14 protein-coding genes are annotated in these 17,391 nt (G+C 65.2%); 4 read left to right on the forward strand and 10 right to left on the reverse strand.

The features are described from left to right. Positions 1-10: 10 nt before the first annotated feature. From ACSBOB_RS01990 to ACSBOB_RS02035, 10 genes are all read right to left on the reverse strand, one after another. Entirely contained in the window at positions 11-739 is a 729-nt protein-coding gene (locus ACSBOB_RS01990) for a nucleotidyltransferase family protein (protein ID WP_442580797.1), read from the reverse strand. Next, on the reverse strand, positions 736-2,247 hold the full coding sequence (gene tsaE, locus ACSBOB_RS01995) for a tRNA (adenosine(37)-N6)-threonylcarbamoyltransferase complex ATPase subunit type 1 TsaE (protein ID WP_442580798.1): 1,512 nt from the start codon (positions 2,245-2,247) through the stop codon (positions 736-738). The genes ACSBOB_RS01990 and tsaE overlap by 4 nt, the downstream gene beginning before the upstream one ends. Further along, complete coding sequence (locus tag ACSBOB_RS02000) at positions 2,247-4,796, reverse strand: ATP-binding protein (protein WP_442580799.1); 2,550 nt, start codon at positions 4,794-4,796, stop codon at positions 2,247-2,249. The genes tsaE and ACSBOB_RS02000 overlap by 1 nt, the downstream gene beginning before the upstream one ends. A 193-nt stretch (positions 4,797-4,989) precedes the next feature. Then, on the reverse strand, positions 4,990-6,390 hold the full coding sequence (gene ahcY / locus ACSBOB_RS02005; RefSeq protein ID WP_442580800.1) for an adenosylhomocysteinase: 1,401 nt from the start codon (positions 6,388-6,390) through the stop codon (positions 4,990-4,992). Positions 6,391-6,530: 140 nt separating this feature from the next. Continuing rightward, positions 6,531-6,830: an HPr family phosphocarrier protein gene (locus ACSBOB_RS02010; protein ID WP_442580801.1), complete on the reverse strand. Its 300-nt coding sequence runs from the start codon at positions 6,828-6,830 to the stop codon at positions 6,531-6,533. Next, a complete protein-coding gene (locus tag ACSBOB_RS02015) occupies positions 6,827-7,228 on the reverse strand; it encodes a PTS sugar transporter subunit IIA (RefSeq protein WP_442580802.1) in 402 nt (133 codons plus the stop codon). Before ACSBOB_RS02015 ends, ACSBOB_RS02010 begins: the two co-directional genes overlap by 4 nt. Before the next feature lie 99 nt (positions 7,229-7,327). Beyond that, on the reverse strand, positions 7,328-7,852 hold the full coding sequence (locus ACSBOB_RS02020; RefSeq protein WP_442580803.1) for an HPr kinase/phosphorylase: 525 nt from the start codon (positions 7,850-7,852) through the stop codon (positions 7,328-7,330). A gap of 16 nt (positions 7,853-7,868) precedes the next feature. Continuing rightward, positions 7,869-9,653, reverse strand: a complete 1,785-nt coding sequence (locus ACSBOB_RS02025) for a stimulus-sensing domain-containing protein (RefSeq protein WP_442580804.1) — start codon at positions 9,651-9,653, stop codon at positions 7,869-7,871. Between the two features lie 20 nt (positions 9,654-9,673). Continuing rightward, positions 9,674-10,375 carry a response regulator transcription factor gene (locus ACSBOB_RS02030; protein WP_396649063.1) on the reverse strand — a complete coding sequence of 234 codons (702 nt, stop codon included), beginning with the start codon at positions 10,373-10,375 and terminating at the stop codon, positions 9,674-9,676. A 326-nt stretch (positions 10,376-10,701) separates the two neighbouring features. Continuing rightward, positions 10,702-12,066: a Xaa-Pro aminopeptidase gene (locus ACSBOB_RS02035; RefSeq protein WP_442580805.1), complete on the reverse strand. Its 1,365-nt coding sequence runs from the start codon at positions 12,064-12,066 to the stop codon at positions 10,702-10,704. Positions 12,067-12,191: 125 nt separating this feature from the next. On the opposite strand from ACSBOB_RS02035, the gene ACSBOB_RS02040 reads away from it, so the two are divergent. The 4 genes from ACSBOB_RS02040 to ACSBOB_RS02055 all read left to right on the forward strand — a co-directional run bounded on the left by ACSBOB_RS02040 (position 12,192) and on the right by ACSBOB_RS02055 (position 17,367). After that, a complete protein-coding gene (locus ACSBOB_RS02040; protein ID WP_442580806.1) occupies positions 12,192-12,977 on the forward strand; it encodes an SDR family NAD(P)-dependent oxidoreductase in 786 nt (261 codons plus the stop codon). A gap of 138 nt (positions 12,978-13,115) precedes the next feature. Then, the gene (locus ACSBOB_RS02045; protein ID WP_442580807.1) at positions 13,116-14,222 is read left to right on the forward strand and encodes a pyridoxal phosphate-dependent aminotransferase; all 1,107 of its coding nucleotides are present in this window, start codon (positions 13,116-13,118) and stop codon (positions 14,220-14,222) included. A gap of 20 nt (positions 14,223-14,242) precedes the next feature. Then, positions 14,243-15,508 (forward strand): cysteine desulfurase-like protein, encoded by a 1,266-nt coding sequence (locus tag ACSBOB_RS02050; RefSeq protein WP_442580808.1) that lies wholly within the window; start codon positions 14,243-14,245, stop codon positions 15,506-15,508. Between the two features lie 248 nt (positions 15,509-15,756). Beyond that, on the forward strand, positions 15,757-17,367 hold the full coding sequence (locus ACSBOB_RS02055) for a phosphoenolpyruvate carboxykinase (protein ID WP_442580809.1): 1,611 nt from the start codon (positions 15,757-15,759) through the stop codon (positions 17,365-17,367). The last annotated feature ends 24 nt before the right edge of the window (positions 17,368-17,391 follow it).

Here is a 17,391-nt window from a genome sequence, read left to right on the forward strand (position 1 = left end):
CTGCCATATATCATGGAAGACCCGGAAGCGCCTTCCTCACCGCCGCTTCCGCAGGCGCAATCGCGTCCGGCGTACCGACGGTGATCCAGCTTCCCTCCAACGGCAAGCCGAACAATCGGCCGGCTGAAATCGCCTCGTCGAAATAGCGGTTGAGCGAGGATTTCTCGACCGGTTTGCCGGCAAAGAGTCGCGGGTGGATGATCGCCGCGCCGGCATAGATGAAACCGGAAGCTGCCCCAGCGGCGCGGCGTAGCCGTCCATCGGCGTCGCGCAGGAAATCGACGCCGCCGCTGTGGCCGGTCGCCGAGTCCAGGTCGGACAGCATGACCAGGATATCCATCCGCGCCGGATCCCATTCTTCGGCCAGGCGCGTCAGGTTCGGCGTTCCGCGGTCGATCCAGAACGTGTCGGCATTGAGGATGAAAAAGGCGTCGTCCCCCAGATCGGGCAGCGCCTTGACGATGCCGCCTGCCGAATCGAGCAGCGCGGCGCGCTCGTCGGAGATGATGATCCTGGGCATTTTCCGCGACGCGACATGGTCGACGATCTGGTCCGGCAAATAGTGGACGTTGACGACGGCCGTCTCGACTCCGGCGCCGGCCAGGCTGTCCAGCCCCCAGTCGAGCAGCGACTTGCCGGCGACTTTCACCAGCGGTTTCGGGATCGTATCGGTGATCGGCCGCATGCGCACGCCGAGCCCGGCGGCGAGCACCATGGCGGTTTTTGGCGATCCGCTCATTCGTCCTCCGCGAGCAGGCCATGCGCCTCGTAGAGCGCCGCGACCGGGGCCAGCGCCGGGTGGACCAGCGCGCGGCGCAGATAGGCGCGGATGCGGGGCAGATGTTTCAGATAGGCCGGCTTGCCGTCGCGTCGGTCCAGCCGCACGAAGATGCCGAGGATCTTGGTGTTCCGCTGCGCCGCGGTGATGGCATAGGCCTCGCGGAATTTCCGCTCGTCGAAGCCGCCGCCAGCGGCATGACGTGCAGCGACATAGGCGGCGACAGTCGAGCGTTCGATCTCTTCCGGCACGGTGACGCGGGCGTCCATCGCCAGCGAGGCGACGTCATAGGCGGACGGACCGGTCATGGCGTCCTGGAAGTCGAGGATGCCCAGCCGGTCGGAGCCGGAACGCCCGGCACGCCAGACGATGTTGGGCGAATGGAAATCGCGCAGCACGATGCCGGGCTCGGTCCGTTCGAGGCGGTCGAAAACCGTGTTCCAGGCGTCGGCGAAGGCGTTGCGCAGGCCGGCATCGGCCGGATGGCCCGTCTTCCAGGGGACATACCAGTCGAGCAGCAGCTCGACCTCGATCATCAGCGCGTCACGGTCGAAAGGCGGCACGTCGTGGACGATGCCGGGTGCGACTTCGAGTGTTTCGGGGAACGGCTCGCTATGCAGGCCTGCCAGCAGCTCCGCCGCGGCAGCGTACCGTTCGTGGAGGGGACGGCCTTCCCGGTCGAGAAAAGGACCGTCGCCCAGATGTTCGAGCAACAGCAGTCCGGCATCGAGATCGGCTGCCAGAACCTCGGGCGCCGCGATGCCGCGCCGGCGCAGCGCGCCAGCCATGGCGACGAAAGCGGCAACCGTCTGCGCGGTGTGGGCGATGACGGCGTAGGGTTTTCCATCCTTCACCGGCGGGCCGAGGACGAGGCGCGGCGAATTCATCAGCACGCGCGGCGGCTGGTTTTCGGCGTGTATCGTCTCATAGGCGCGCGCCGAGGCGTCGCCGGGGAAAGGAACGCGCATGGCATCGCCAATGCCGGCCTGTTGCAGGAAATCGCGGATCGCCAGCGATCTGGCCACACGGCCGAAGGCCCGGTCGGCGCCGGAGATCACGGCCCGGCGGCCGTCCCCTTCATGCGAAAGCGCCACCGATGTCGCTGTCATCGGCAAGCGTTCGCCGGCGCGGTCCGGCCATTCCACGACAGCCACGCCCTCGGCCAAAGCCTCGTCGAGGCCCAGTTCGTCGAGTTCGGAGGGCGAAGAGAGACGATAGAGATCGAAATGGGCGATGGATACGCGGCCGTCATAGGACTGGACGAGGGTGAAAGTGGGGCTCGGCACTTCGAGGCCTGGATCGCCGGCATTGGCGCGGACCAGCGCGCGGGCAAGCGCGGTCTTGCCGGCGCCGAGATCGCCGGACAGCGCCAGCACATCGCCGGGGCGCAAGGCGAGCGCCAGATCCTCTCCCAGCCGCGCGGTCGCGGCTTCGTCCGGCAGGAACCGTTCGAGCATGGCGGCGGCCATTATTCAGCCGCGGCGCGGACGCCCGAAGGGACGAAAGGGAACAGGCACACCACCGTGGTGCCTGTCCCGGCGCCCGTGTCGATGCGGACGCTGCCGCCATGCAGCTCGACGAAACTCTTGACGATCGACAGGCCGAGGCCCGCGCCGCGCCGGCGGCCGCCATTGATGCGCGGCTCGAAGCGGCGGAACACCGAGTCGAGGATTTCCGGCGCCATGCCGGGGCCGTCGTCATGCACGGAAAACTCGACTCCGGTGTCGAGACGGCGGCAGGCGAGCGTGATGGTGCTGGCCTCCGGTGCGTAGTTCACGGCATTGCTGAGCAGATTGTACAGGATCTGGCGGATACGCGTCTCGTCGCCGTGGAAGCTTGCGGGCGCGCGCGACGTGTCGATCTCCAGCTTGATGGAGTGTTCCTCCAGCCGGTCGGCGATGAAGTCGGCGGCGGCGGCGACGGTGCGGTCGATGCGCACCTCGGAGATCTCCAGCTCCATGATGCCGGCGTCGACGGTGGCGAGGTCGAGGATGTCGTTGACGACCGTCAGCAACACGGCCGAGGAGGAGCCGATGTGGCCGACATATTCGCGCTGGCGCGGCGACAGCGGCCCGGTGGCGGGCAGCGACAGCAGCTCGGTGAAGCCGATGATGTTGGTGAGCGGCGATCGCAGTTCGTAGGAGACGTGCTGGACGAAGTCGTTCTTGAGCTGGTCGGCCCTCTGCAGCGCGTCGTTCTTGTCGAGCAGCGCGCGCTCGACATTCACGCTGTCGGTGACGTCCACGAAGGTCATCATCACCTGGCCGTTGGGCAGGTGGATGATGGCATAGCGCAGCACGACGCCGCTCTTCAGCTCGGCCTGGCCGTGACGGTTGCGGCGCTCGTCATCGAAGCCGGTGACGGCGGCGGCGAAGTCGCGCCACGGGCTGTCGACGGCCAGCGCGTCGCACCAGAGCTGGATGGCGGAGATGTGCATCTTCTGCGCGACGATGTCGGGCGGCAGCTTCCACAGCGCGGTGAAAGCGGGATTGGCAAGCCGGATGCGGCCGTCAGGCCCGAACACGGCGACGCCCTCGGCCAGATTGTCGAGCGTCTCGCCCTGCACGCGAACCGCCGTGTTGTAGCGGCTTTCGAGGTTCATGCGCTCGGTGAGGTTCTCGAATATCCAGGTGACGCCGCCATTGCGCTGCGGATTGGCGACGACGCGCACGGTGCGGCCGTCGGGAAGGTGCCACCAATGCTCCTGCGATTCGACGGCGCGGTAGGCGTCGAGCAGGTTCTCCTTCCAGCGCCGCCATTCGGGCTGCTCGGCGATCTTGCCGTCGCTGCGCAGCCGGTCGAGCAGCAGCGCGTTGTCCGGCGCGCTTTCGAGGAAGTTGGTTTCGAGATTCCAGAGCTTCTGGAACGCCTGGTTGAAGAAACGCAGCTTCTCCTTGGTGTCGAAAATGGCGACGGCCGTCGTTAGCTGGTCGAGCGTGTCGGCATGGCTGCGCGCCATGCGCTCGAACTCCTCGCGGACGGTCTGCATGGCGCTGATGTCGGCCGCAAGGCCGGCCGAACCTTCCCCGGCGGAGAAGTCCGTGACGGCGAAGATGCGGCGGTCGCCGGCGACGACGGTCGAGACCGTCTGGTCGAAGACGCGGTCCTTCTGATGATGCGCGGCGATGGATTCGCGGGTGATCGTGCCGAGGAACTCCTTGTTGTCGCGCGCCGCATCGCCGCCGCTCGGGCTCTCGACCGCCTCCGCATAGGCGCGGTTCACCCATTTCAGCCGGCCATCGGCGGAGCGCAGCCAGAACGGCATCTTCAGCGCGTCAAGCAGACCGATCATGATGTCGTAATCGGCGGCGAGGCGCTGGTTCTCCAGCCGAAGCCGGGCCTGCACGCGCAGGTTCTCCGACAGGCTGGTGAAGCGGACGATGACATGCGAGGCGGTCTTGCGCCCCTGCACTTCGAGCGGCACACCGGTGTTGGTCTCGGCGGTGAGATCGAAGGGAACCGCCTTCTCGCGCAACGCGGCGATCGCATGGTCGAGCGCGGCAGCGGAGCGCGGCATCAGCCAGCGCCCGAAGGCGAGGAAAGCGGAGCGGTCGTCGGGCGCACCCGTATCGGTGGGCAGCGCGCCGACGAGGTCGGCCTTCTGGCGGTCGCTCGCCCAGACGACGAGCCGCTGGTCGCGCAGGTTGAGCAAGGCGTCGGAGCGCTGCACGGAGGCGTTCAGATCGGCAACGCGGGCGCGCAGTTCGAGGTTCTCGGCTGCGGTACGGGTGCGCTCGCGGATCATCACGATGGCCGAGATCAGCGCCGCGCCGATGATGCCGGCGAACACCGCGAGCTGGATGACTTCGACGGTGTTGACGGAGAAGGCCATGCCCCGCGACTGCGCGAGAGCCGGCACGAGGGGCAGCGCCGCCGACATCGCGGTGGCGCCGAGCAGCGTCGGAAGCACCCGGCCGAGACGGAACCGGCCCCGCCGCCGCGGTGCGCCGTCAGTCTCCGAATCGCACGACAGGCCCGTTCCGGGCCTCCCCGCGAGACGCGGGTTTTCCCCCTGCATTTCCTGTTCCTCTCCGCCGCCCGTCGCCCCGAACCCGCCTCTCGGTTCGACGGCCAGAATGACCGTAAGCGTCGCGAATCATGATCAACATACAGGGTCGTCGAATCGACGTGAAGAAGGCTTCCGCCCAAAAACAAAGCCGGGCGAAAAGTCAATCGCCCGGCTCAATATCTTGTGTATTGGTTAACGGAAATCAGTACCTGTAGTGTTCAGGCTTGAACGGCCCCTGCGTCGTCACACCAATATAGGCGGCCTGCTCGCCGCTGAGCTCGGTCAGGCGCGCGCCGAGCTTGTCGAGGTGAAGCCGGGCGACCTTTTCGTCCAGGTGCTTCGGCAGCACATAGACCTTGTTTTCATACTGGCCGGGCTTGGTGAACAGCTCCATCTGGGCCAGCACCTGGTTGGTGAAGGACGCCGACATCACGAAGCTCGGATGCCCGGTGGCGTTGCCGAGATTGAGCAGGCGGCCCTCCGAAAGCAGGATCATGCGCTTGCCGTTCGGGAACGAGATGAGGTCGACCTGCGGCTTCACATTGGTCCATTTCAGGTTGCGCAACGCGGCGACCTGGATCTCATTGTCGAAGTGGCCGATGTTGCCGACGATCGCCATGTCCTTGAGCATGCGCATATGGTCGAGCGTGACCACATCCTTGTTGCCCGTGGTGGTGATGACGATGTCGGCGGTTGGCGCGGCATCCTCGAGCGTGACCACCTCAAAACCGTCCATGGCGGCCTGCAGCGCGCAGATCGGGTCGACTTCCGTCACTTTTACGCGGGCGCCGGCACCCTTCAGGGAAGCGGCCGAACCTTTGCCGACGTCGCCGTAGCCGCAGACCACCGCGACCTTGCCGGCCATCATCACGTCGGTGCCGCGGCGGATGCCGTCGACCAGCGATTCCTTGCAGCCATACTTGTTGTCAAATTTCGACTTGGTGACGCTGTCGTTGACGTTGATCGCCGGGAAGGGCAACAGGCCCTTCTTCTGCAACTGGTAGAGACGGTTGACGCCCGTCGTCGTCTCTTCCGTCACGCCGCGGATCGCCTCGCGCTGCTTGGTGAAGAAGCCAGGAGAGGCCTTCAGCCGCTTCTTGATCTGCGCGACGAAATATTCCTCTTCCTCGCTCTGCGGATTGGAGAGAACGTCCTCGCCCGCCTCGGCGCGCGCGCCGACCAGGATGTACATGGTGGCGTCGCCGCCATCGTCGAGGATCATGTTCGTCAGGCCGCCATCGGCCCACTGGAAAATCTTGTCGGTGTAGTCCCAATAGTCCTCCAGCGTCTCGCCCTTGACGGCGAACACCGGAACGCCGGAGGCGGCGATCGCGGCGGCGGCATGGTCCTGGGTCGAGAAGATGTTGCACGACGCCCAGCGGATCTCGGCGCCGAGCGCCTTCAGCGTCTCGATCAGCACCGCCGTCTGGATGGTCATGTGCAGCGAGCCGGTGATGCGCGCGCCCTTGAGCGGCTGCTTGTCGCCGAATTCCTCGCGACAGGCCATCAGGCCCGGCATCTCGGTTTCCGCGATCTCGATTTCCTTGCGGCCCCAGTCCGCCAGGGCAAGGTCGGCGACCTTGTAGTCCTTCTTGTCCGCCATAGTCAGCGCTCCGGTCAGAAATGGCCCGGGCACGGTGCCGAAACGGGCCTGATGGGGCGCCTGACTAGCAGAAAGCCAGTAAGCCGACAATGGGATATAAAGAAATCTTTATTCGTGCATATGTTGCACGCGCAACGCGCTCACGCTTCTTCGCCGAATTTTTCGGAAACGAGCTTGGCGAGCGCGTCGACCGCTTCGGCGGCTTCCGGGCCGCTCGCGGTCACCGTGATGCAGCAGCCGGGGCTGGCGGCGAGCATCATCAGGCCCATGATGGAGGTTCCGCCGACCGTGACGCCGTCCCTCTCGACCTCGATGGAGGCGTTGAAGCCGGCGGCAAGCTGGACGAACTTGGCCGAGGCGCGAGCATGAAGCCCACGCTGGTTGACGATGAGAAGTTCGCGGCTGATCGGCCCTCCGGTCACAACCGCTCCTATGCTCATTTGCCACTCAGCATCTGGCTTGCGACGTTGATGTATTTGCGGCCGGCAAGCTGCGCCAGCTCCAGCGCCTTGGCCATGTCGTCGGCCTTGCGCGCACTGGAGAGCTTTATCAGCATGGGCAGGTTGACGCCGGCGATGACCTCGATGCGGCCCGGCTCCATGACCGAGATGGCAAGATTGGAGGGCGTTCCGCCGAACATGTCGGTCAGGACGATGACGCCGGCGCCGGTGTCGGTGCGGGCAACCGCATCGACGATATCCTTGCGACGCTGTTCCATGTCGTCGTCGGCGCCGATCGAAACCGTTTCGAAGCTTTGCTGCGCTCCGACGACGTGTTCGACAGCATTGCGGAATTCTTCCGCCAACCGACCGTGCGTAACCAGCACGAGTCCGATCATTCCGTCTTGACTCCCGTCATCGGCAGTTCACGCATATCGTCTACAATCCCTGCCGCTCGCCTACACCCGGGCGGGAGCGACATCTTCTCCAGCGAACGGTCATTGACAAGCCCAAAAGTGCAGTGCGGTATGCCATTTTGCCGCAGATGCGGCTTTGTTCACGGGGTTTCGGTCGAACGGCGGCAGCAAAAGCACCGAAGCCAACGCCGGCAGAGTACTGTTGACACCACGTGATGCAAGCACGAGTTCCGGCAGCCGGCAACCACCCATTTCGCACCATACCGGTTCCGAATAGCGGGGAGCATCGCTTTCCTCGACCAGGGTGACCACGAGGTCGATCACCGCCGAGCCTTCGTGGACGAGGCGCTGCGGTGTGATCCCCCGCACCTCGACAAGACCGGTGATCGACGGTGGCGCTAGGCAAATGAGGCGGCCTTCCCGCGCCGACAGCAGCACCTGGTCGTCGGCCAGCAGGGCGGCGTGGCGGCCGGCCGTGCGGGCGGCCGCGATCAGCGCCAGCGCCAGCGTCGTCTTGCCGGAACCGGATGCGCCGCGGATGAGGATACCGCGATCACCGACAACCACTGCGGTGGCATGGAGGTTTGGGAGGGGCGCCACGATCATCGATATGGCGAACGACCTATCCTTCGGCCGGCAGGGTCATGACGAACCGCGCACCCCTGACGTCGCCCGGCTTGGTGCCGGGGATGTTTTCGGCGGTCAGGCGGCCGCCATGCGCCTCGGCGATCTGGCGGCTGATCGACAGGCCGAGGCCGGAATTCTGGCCGAAAGCCTCGGCGGAGGGGCGGTCCGTGTAGAACCGCTCGAAGATGCGGTCGATGGCGTCCGGGCGGATGCCGGGGCCGTTGTCGTCGACGGTGACGACGTTGAATTTGCCGGCGCGAGACAGGGTGACCGTGATATGGCCCCGCTCCTCCGGCACGAACGAGCGGGCGTTCTCGACCAGATTGGTGATGACCTGCCCAAGCCGCAGATCGTGGCCCATGACGTGATAGCTCTTCACGCCCTGCGGCAGCTTGGCCGCCTTGAATTCGATCGCAACCTTGCGCTTGTGCCGCGTTGCCTCCTGCGCCACTGAGACGAGATCGGACACCAGCTTCTTCAGGTCCACCCGCGTCGCATCCTCGCGGGCAAGTTCGGCGTCGAGGCGCGAAGCGTCGGAAATGTCGGTGATGAGGCGATCCAGGCGGCGCACATCGTGCTGGATGATCTCCATCAGCCGGCTGCGCGAGGCTTCGTTCTTGGCAATCGGCAAGGTTTCCACGGCACTTCGCAGCGAGGTCAGCGGGTTCTTCAACTCGTGCGCCACGTCGGCGGCAAAGCTCTCGATCGCCTCGATGCGCGCATAGAGCGCGTTGGTCATACCACGCACGGCTACCGACAGATTGCCGATCTCGTCCTGGCGATCCGAGAAATCCGGGATCTCCTCGCGGCTCTTGACGCCGCGGCGCACCCGCACCGCCGCCGCCGAGAGCCGGCGCAGCGGATTGGCGATGGTTGAGGCCAGCAGCATCGAAAGTATAGCCATGACCAGCGCCGCGACGCCGAAGACACGCAGGATGGCCTTGCGCTCGGCCGAGACGATCTTGTCGATGTCGCCGCCCTCCGTCGACAGCATCAGCACGCCCAGCACGGCGCGAAAACGCTGGATGGGCACGGCGACCGAGACGATTTCCTCGCCCTTCTCGCTGACCCGCACCACGGTCGACGGGCTGCCGGTCAGGGCGTTCATGACCTCAGGATAGGCTGCGCCGTTGCCGCCGGGCTGCTCGCGGTAGATCGGCAGTTCGGAATCGCGAAAAAGGTCGAAGATGAACTTTTCGATGCGGTCGGCAATCCCGGGCTCCTCATCGTCGACCGGCGGCAGGTCGTAACGCAGGATCTGGCCGCGCGAATAGAGATGGCGCGAATCCAGCAGCAGGTTGGCGTCGCGGTCGTAGATGCGGGCGCGGGTGCGGGTCGGCGAGATCAGCCGCTTGAGCAGCGGTGCGACGCGCTCGGGATTGATCGGGAAATCCAGATTGTCGAGCTGGTCGCTGCCGGGGCCGAGGCTTTCGCCGGCCTGCAGCTCCAGCAGTTTTTCCGGATCTATCGAGATCGAATCGGTCTCCACCGTGGCGGAGGAAGAAACGGCGCCGGCAATGATCTCGCCCTGCGTCATCAGGCTTTCGACGCGGGCGTCGATCAGCCCGTCGCGGAACGTGTTGAGATAGAGGATGCCGGCAACCAGCACGGCCAGGCCGGCAAGGTTGAGGAAAAGAATGCGGCGCGTCAGGCTGGAGAAGATGTGATGGCCGAGGAAACGGCGCATCGGCACCGTCACCACACCGAGCGCCTTCGCCAAAAAACCGCGCGGCCGCTTTACAGCGACCGCCGGCTTCTCAAGCTGCAAGTCTATCGCCATCCTGTACCGGTCCTGCCGGCTCAGGCCTCGCGGAAGCGGTAGCCCACGCCGTAGAGCGTCTCGATCATCTCGAAGTCGTCGTCGACAGCCTTGAACTTCTTGCGAAGCCGCTTGATGTGGCTGTCGATGGTACGATCGTCGACATAAACCTGCTCATCATAGGCCGAATCCATCAGCGCGTCACGACTCTTGACGACACCCGGCCGCTGGGCGAGCGAATGCAGGATCAGGAACTCGGTGACGGTGAGCGTCACCGGCTCGCCCTTCCAGGTGCAGGTGTGGCGCTCCTGGTCCATGACGAGCTGGCCGCGCTCCAGCGATTTCGCCTGCTGGCTGGGCGTCTTGGCAGCGGCTTCGCGGGCGCTGGCGCGGCGCAGGACGGCGCGCACGCGCTCGACCAGGAGCCGCTGCGAGAACGGCTTCCTGATGAAGTCGTCGGCGCCCATCTTCAACCCGAAGAGTTCGTCGATCTCGTCGTCCTTGGAGGTCAGGAAGATCACCGGCAGGTCGGTCTTCTGGCGCAGCCGGCGCAGCAATTCCATGCCGTCCATGCGCGGCATCTTGATGTCGAGGATGGCGAGGTTCGGCGGACGCGCCGCGAATCCCTCAAGCGCGGAGGCTCCATCCGTATAGGTCTCGACGCGATAGCCTTCCGATTCCAGTGCGATCGACACCGAAGTCAGGATGTTGCGGTCGTCGTCGACAAGCGCGATCGTTGCCATTTCAAGCGGCTCCCTCATATGCGGGCGTCCCTTCCTGCATCAAGAAGAGGCTATTGGCGGACAAATTGAGTACAAATTGTGGCACGGCTTTTGTTCCATGTCACGAGTTGCAACTTGGCACAACCCCTGGAAGATATAGAGGCTGCGTCCAGCAACGCGACGGCCGACCGACAGTTTGGTCTGCATCCGGCCCTCGAATACTAGCGGATGGCACGCAGGACGCATCATGCAGCCCGCGGGCAAACCTCCGCACTCCCCTTGCGCGATGGCGTCCCGCGAACGGCGTAACGAGCTCCCAACCGGTTCGAAAACCTCTGTGCGACCGGCTAACCGCGCGCGAGAAGATGGTCCGCCCTCAACCAGAATGGCGGCAGGCAGAGCGGCGTCGAGGACAGCGGCAGGATGCTTTCCCTGACCGCGACGCCGAGTTCGTCGCGCATGAAAGCGCGACGCTTTTCGATGCGGGCAAAACACTCCGGATGATGCGATTTCAGTTCGTCGCGCAATGCCTGATCGGCAAAGGTGACCGGATCCTCGCAGTTCAGCGTCCAGCCGTCGGGCATCGGCACCGGGATCACATCGACCTGGAACGGCATGCCGGATGCCAGCTTTTCGGTAGAAGCCGGCCGCACCGGGCTGTTCATCCATTCCTCGTGGCCGGTGAGATGGCCCGGATTGAGGGCGGAGCGTAGCCCGCCTTCCGACAACTTGCCGACGACCGCCTCGTGCAGCGCACCACCGGTGACGCCGATGTCGGCGGTCTCGTACCAGGCCAGCAGCCCCTCGAAATAGGCGGAGGCGGTCTTCAGGAAGGCATCGTTGCCGGTGTCGAACAGGCCGGCGCGCGACGACAAGGCGCCCCAATAGCCGATTGCCGTGGTGACGCCGTCGCCACGCGACAGTTTTCGGCCGATCGGGCTGCGCAGGCCGATCACCGTCTCGCCGGGGCCGGCCGACGACAGCATGGTGTGGACGTTGAGCGGATCGCCGGCATAGTTCATGCGCGCCGCGGCGGTGAATTCGTCGTCGCCCTCGCGCACGCCGGAGACGATGCGCCAGAGCGCCAGCGAGACGCGGGTCGAGGCCCATTCGAAGGCGGCGATCTGGTCGGCGTCGATGACGGCGCGCAGGCCCGTTTCGGGATGCATCAGAACCGGCGTGACGTCGCGGACCGCCCCCGCTGAGCCGACAAGGCGTTCGAACATGCGGACATGGACGGCCGGCACGAAAAAGGCGCCGTGCGGCTCGTCATCTTCCTCTGGCTCGAGATATTTCCAGCCGACCAGCCCTACGCTGTCGCCGGTTCGTATCCCGGCGTCGCGCAGCCTGTCGGCGAGCCGCGGATGGATGGTGCGATCCTGTCCCATCAGGCTCAGCGACTGGGCGACGAGCACGGTCAGACCTGGCAAGCCGGCAAGCGGCGCATAACTTTCCGATTCATTGCCGGTCAGCAGCACGCGCTCGCCCTTCGGGCCGAGCAGCAGGAACGCCTCCTCGAAACGCGGCTCGAAGCCGCTGAGGAAGACGATGTTGCCGAAATGCTCGCGGTCGGCATAGACGGCCAGCCAGTCGCAGCCGGCCCGTTCGTAGGTTGCCTTCACCCGCGCCTCATAGGTAGGCGCCGGCACTTGTGGCTGGCTGCCGAGCGGGCCGAAATCGGGTATCGCGATCTTCTTCAGTTCGATTGCCATCTTTTCCTCCCCGCCGAATCGTATCCCCATGAAATCCGGCTTTCGCCTTCCAGTCGATATGCCAGGGGGAGGTGACGAGTGCGGCCGGCATGGTAGAGAAATGCCGATCAAACGGAGGGGATTCCATGCGTGAATTCGAGGGCAAGGTAGCGCTGGTCACCGGTACGACCGGCATAGGTCTGGCAACGGCGAAAAGACTGGCGGCCGGCGGAGCGGCGATCATCGCCTGCGGCATCGACCGGAGTGCCAATGCGGCGATGCAGGATGCGTTCGATGCGGCAAAATTCGAGGTGCTGGTGCTCCATGTCGACGTCTCCGTGCCGGATGCGGTTCAAGAAGCCGTGGTGCATGGCGTGCAGCGCTTCGGGGGCCTGGACATCATCGTCAACGCCGCCGCCGTGCATCCCTACGGAACCGTGCTCGACACGCCGTTCGAGACCTGGAACCGCGCCATGGCCGTCAATGTCGGCTCGATCTACCTCACCGCGCATTTCGGCATACCCGAGATGGTCAAACGTGGCGGCGGCGCGATCGTCAACGTCTCGTCCGTGCAGGGTTTCGCCTCGCAGCAGAACGTCGCCGCCTATACGACCACCAAGGGCGCGATCCACGCGCTGACCCGCGCCATGGCGCTCGACCATGCGCGTGCCGGCATTCGCGTGAACTCCGTCAGCCCCGGTTCGGTGCGAACGCCGATCCTCGCCAATGCGGCGCGGGTTTCGGACGGCGAAGACGTCGACATCGAGGCGGCTTTCCAGCGCTTCGGCGACGCTCACCCGATCGGGCGGATCGGCGAGCCGGAAGAACTGGCGGAGCTGATCGCCTTCCTGTGCTCCGACAAAGCCGGCTTCTGCACGGGCGCCGACTACAGGGCGGATGGCGGGCTGACGGCCGCAATCGGCGTGCGGTAACCCGGCGGCAGCCACAGGCTGGCAGCCGGGGATTCCGATGGACCAGACCTCGCGCCAGTGCTTGCGGAGCGGGCGGCGCACCAGCTAACACGGGACACGAAATCGCGGTCCCTTCGGCCGCGCGCTGAGGGGATGCCGATGAACTACGCCAGAATGGTGATCGAGAAGGAAGCGCCGGAGGAATACGGCTACGACCGCATTCGCTTCAATCTCTCCGAAAGCTCGATCGCCGACCGAAAACTTTCCGACATCGGCATCTCGCTGCCAGACCTGACCCTGTTCTACGGCGAGCATCGCGGCGAGCCGGAACTGCGCAACCTGATCGCCGCCCAGGACGAAGGCATCTCACCCAACGACGTGCTAGTGACGGCGGGGGCCGCCGGCGCTCTGTTCATCATCGCCACCACCCTGCTTTCGGCCGACGACCATCTCGTCGTCGTGCGCCCGAACTACGCCACCAACATCGAAACGCCCAAGGCCATCGGCTGCGAGATCGGCTATATCGATCTCTCCTTCGACGACGGTTTTGCCGTCGACCTGAAGCGGATCGCGGCGGCGCTGAAGCCCAACACAAGGCTGATCAGCGTCACCTGCCCGCACAACCCGACTGGCACGATGATGAGCGAAGCCGATCTCGCCGGGCTGGTGGCGCTGGCGGAAAGCCATGGCTGCCGCCTGCTGGTCGACGAAACCTATCGCGACCTGAGCTACGGCCGCCGCCTGCCGGCCGCCGCCTCGCTGAGTTCCAGCGCCATCAGCGTCTCGTCGCTTTCGAAAGCCTTCGGCATCCCCGGCATCCGCATCGGCTGGCTGGTGACCCGCGACACCGAACTCTACGAGCGTTTTCTCGCTGCCAAGGAGCAGATCGGCATCTGCGGCAGCGTCATCGACGAGCGCATCGCGCGCACCATGCTGGAGCAGCGCGGCCAGTTCCTTGGCGCTGTCATGCCGGAAATGGCCAACCGCCGCGACATCGTGCAAAGCTGGATCGACGGCGAAGAACTGGTCGACTGGATAAGGCCGGAAGGCGGCGTGGTCGGTTTCCCGCGCCTGAATGTCGGCCCGGATTTCGATCTCGACGCTTTCTATGTCCGGCTGCTCGAGCGCCACGGTACCTATGTCGGACCCGGCCACTGGTTCGACATGCCGAAAAGCTTCTTCCGCGTCGGTTTCGGCTGGCCGACCGAAGCGGAACTGCGTGGCGGGCTCGCCGCGATCTCCGCCGCGCTGCGCGACGAAGTGTGACCGGTCGACAAGAGAAAACCATGCCCATCGACATCGAGAAAATCCGCTCGCAGTTTCCATCGCTGGCGGTCACCGACGACAACCGGGCACGAATCTATTTCGACAATCCGGGCGGCACGCAGGTGCCGCAGATCGTCATCGACCGCATGACCGACTGCCTGATCCGCAACAACGCCAATCTGGGCGGCGCCTTCGCCAGTTCGGTCGGCGCCGGCGCGATCATGGAAGGCGCTCGCGCGGCCATGGCCGATTTCCTCAACGCCGCCTCGCCCGACGAGATCGTGTTCGGCCAGAACATGACGACGCTGACTTTTGCCATGTCACGCTCGCTCGGCCGGCGATTCAGCGCGGGCGACGAGATCATCGTTACCCGCATGGACCATGACGGCAACGTCTCGCCCTGGCTGCTGCTGGCGCGCGACCTCGGGCTGACGGTAAAGTGGCTGGATTTCAACCCGCAGACGTTCGAGTTCGACCTCTCCGATCTTGCGGCGCTGCTCGGGCCGCGCACAAAGCTGGTCGCCGTCAACCACGCCAGCAACGCTACCGGCACGATCAACGACGTCAAGGCGATCAGCCGGATGGCGAAAGAGGTCGGCGCACTGATCTATGTCGATTCCGTGCAATACGCGCCGCATGGCAGCATCGACGTGCAGGACATCGGTTGCGATTTCCTGGTGTGTTCGGCCTACAAGTTCTTTGGCCCGCACCAGGGCATCTTGTGGGGCCGCGCCGAGTTACTGGTGGAACTGGAAGCCTACAAGGTGCGCCCGGCCTCCAACGCTGGCCCCGACAAGTTCGAGACCGGCACGCAGAGCCATGAAGGACTGGCCGGCGTAACCGCGGCAGTCGACTATTTCGCCGGCATCGGTGCGACGATGGGGGCGGACCGGCACGCCCGCCATGCCGGTTTCTCCGGGCGGCGGCGCGATGTGCGGACGGCGATGGATTTGCTTTTCGCTTATGAGCAGATGCTCGCCGAAAGGCTGATCGACGGGCTCAAGGAACTGCCCGAGGTGACCGTCCAGGGCATCACCGCGCCGGAGGCGATGGGCCGCCGGGTGCCGACCGTGTCGTTCACCACGCCGCGTCATGCGCCGAGCGATCTGGCCAAGGCGCTTGCCGCGCAAAACATCTTTGCCTGGAGCGGCCACAACTACGCCGTGGAGGCGATCGACCGGCTGGGGCTCGCCGACAGAGGCGGCGTGCTGCGCCTCGGCCTCGCGCATTACAACACGGCCGCCGAGGTCGACATCGTGGTGGACGCGCTGCGCCGGGTGATGTGAGTCCGTCGCGCCGCCTGGCGCTTTCAACGGCAACTGCCTGAAATGTCTGCCCTCAGCTTGTGCAACTGCGGCCAGTATCCTTGTCTTTTAAACGATTTAAACGATTTCAAAATCTTTAAATCGATTAATCATTTGATATACCTACGCTTTTCTGGTTTCGAAGGCCTCCGCTCGAGAGGTCGAGCGGCAGCGACTTTCATTTCCCGGCTTCGGCCGGATCAGCGCACACCCACCAGTTCGAGGGAAAGATGGGCGAAATCGGCATGCGCAATCCCGCCTGCGGGATCGAGACTTTTGGCATAAGAACCTCCGGCACCGTGCGTTACAATCTCGGTGCAGCGGCTCTCTACGAAGAGGCCATCCGCCGCGGAGAGGCGACGCTGACCGCCGACGGGGCGCTCGTCGCCTATACCGGCCAGCACACCGGGCGCTCGCCAAAGGATAAATTCGTCGTTCGCGACGCGGCGACCGAGCCGCATGTCTGGTGGGACAACAACGGCGCCATCACGCCTGCGCATTTCGACACGCTGCTCGCCGATTTCCAGGCGCATGCCGGGGCGAAAGACCTGTTTGTGCAGGATCTCGTCGGCGGCGCCGACGAAAGCCAAAAGCTGCCGACGCGGGTCATCACCGAATACGCCTGGCACTCGCTGTTCATCCGCAATCTGCTGATCCGACCCGAGGCCGCGGCGCTTGCCGGCTTCGTGCCAAAAATGACGATCATCGACCTGCCGTCCTTCCGCGCCGACCCGGCGCGCCACGGCACGCGCACGGAGACGGTGATTGCCGTCGACCTGACGCGCATGATCGTGCTGATCGGCGGCACCTCCTATGCCGGCGAGATGAAGAAGTCGGTCTTTACCGCGCTGAACTACCTGCTGCCGGCGCGCGGCGTCATGCCGATGCACTGCTCGGCCAATGAAGGCCCGGCTGGCGATGCCGCCGTTTTCTTCGGCCTGTCCGGCACCGGCAAGACGACACTGTCGGCCGATGCCTCGCGCACGCTGATCGGCGACGACGAACATGGCTGGGGGCCGGAGGGCATCTTCAACTTCGAGGGTGGCTGCTACGCCAAGACGATCAAGCTGTCGGCCGAGGCCGAGCCGGAGATTTTCGCCACCACAAGGCGCTTCGGCACGGTGCTGGAAAACGTCGTGCTGGACGGCAACCGCGTGCCCGACTTCGACGACGGCTCGCTGACGGAAAACACCCGCTGCGCCTATCCGCTCGACTTCATCCCCAATGCCAGCGCGACCGGCCGGGCCGGCCACCCGAAGAACATCGTGATGCTCACCGCCGATGCCTTCGGCGTGATGCCGCCGATCGCAAAGCTGACGCCGGAACAGGCGATGTACCACTTCCTCTCCGGCTACACCGCCAAGGTCGCGGGCACCGAGAAGGGCGTGAAGGAGCCGGAGGCGACATTCTCCACCTGCTTCGGCGCCCCCTTCATGCCGCGCCATCCCTCGGAATACGGCAATCTGCTGCGCGAACTCATCGCCCGCCACGGCGCCGACTGCTGGCTGGTGAACACCGGCTGGACGGGCGGTGCCTTCGGCACGGGAAAACGCATGCCGATCAAGGCGACCCGCGCGCTGCTCGCGGCCGCGCTCGACGGCAGCCTGAACCAGGCCGAGTTCCGCACCGATGCGAATTTCGGCTTCGCCGTGCCGGTATCGGTGCCGGGCGTCGATCCACAGATCCTTGACCCGCGCAGCACCTGGGCGGACAAGGCGGCGTACGACCGGCAGGCAAGGCGCATGGTTGAGATGTTCATCGGCAATTTCGAGAAATTCGAGGCACACGTCGACGCCCATGTCGCCGGCGCGGCGCCCCGCTTCAGCGAGGCGGCGGAATAACACGCGACGGCCGTCTGGCCCCGT

This window comes from Mesorhizobium sp. KACC 23794 (assembly GCF_052180275.1).
In the GTDB taxonomy this organism is placed as follows: domain Bacteria; phylum Pseudomonadota; class Alphaproteobacteria; order Rhizobiales; family Rhizobiaceae; genus Kumtagia.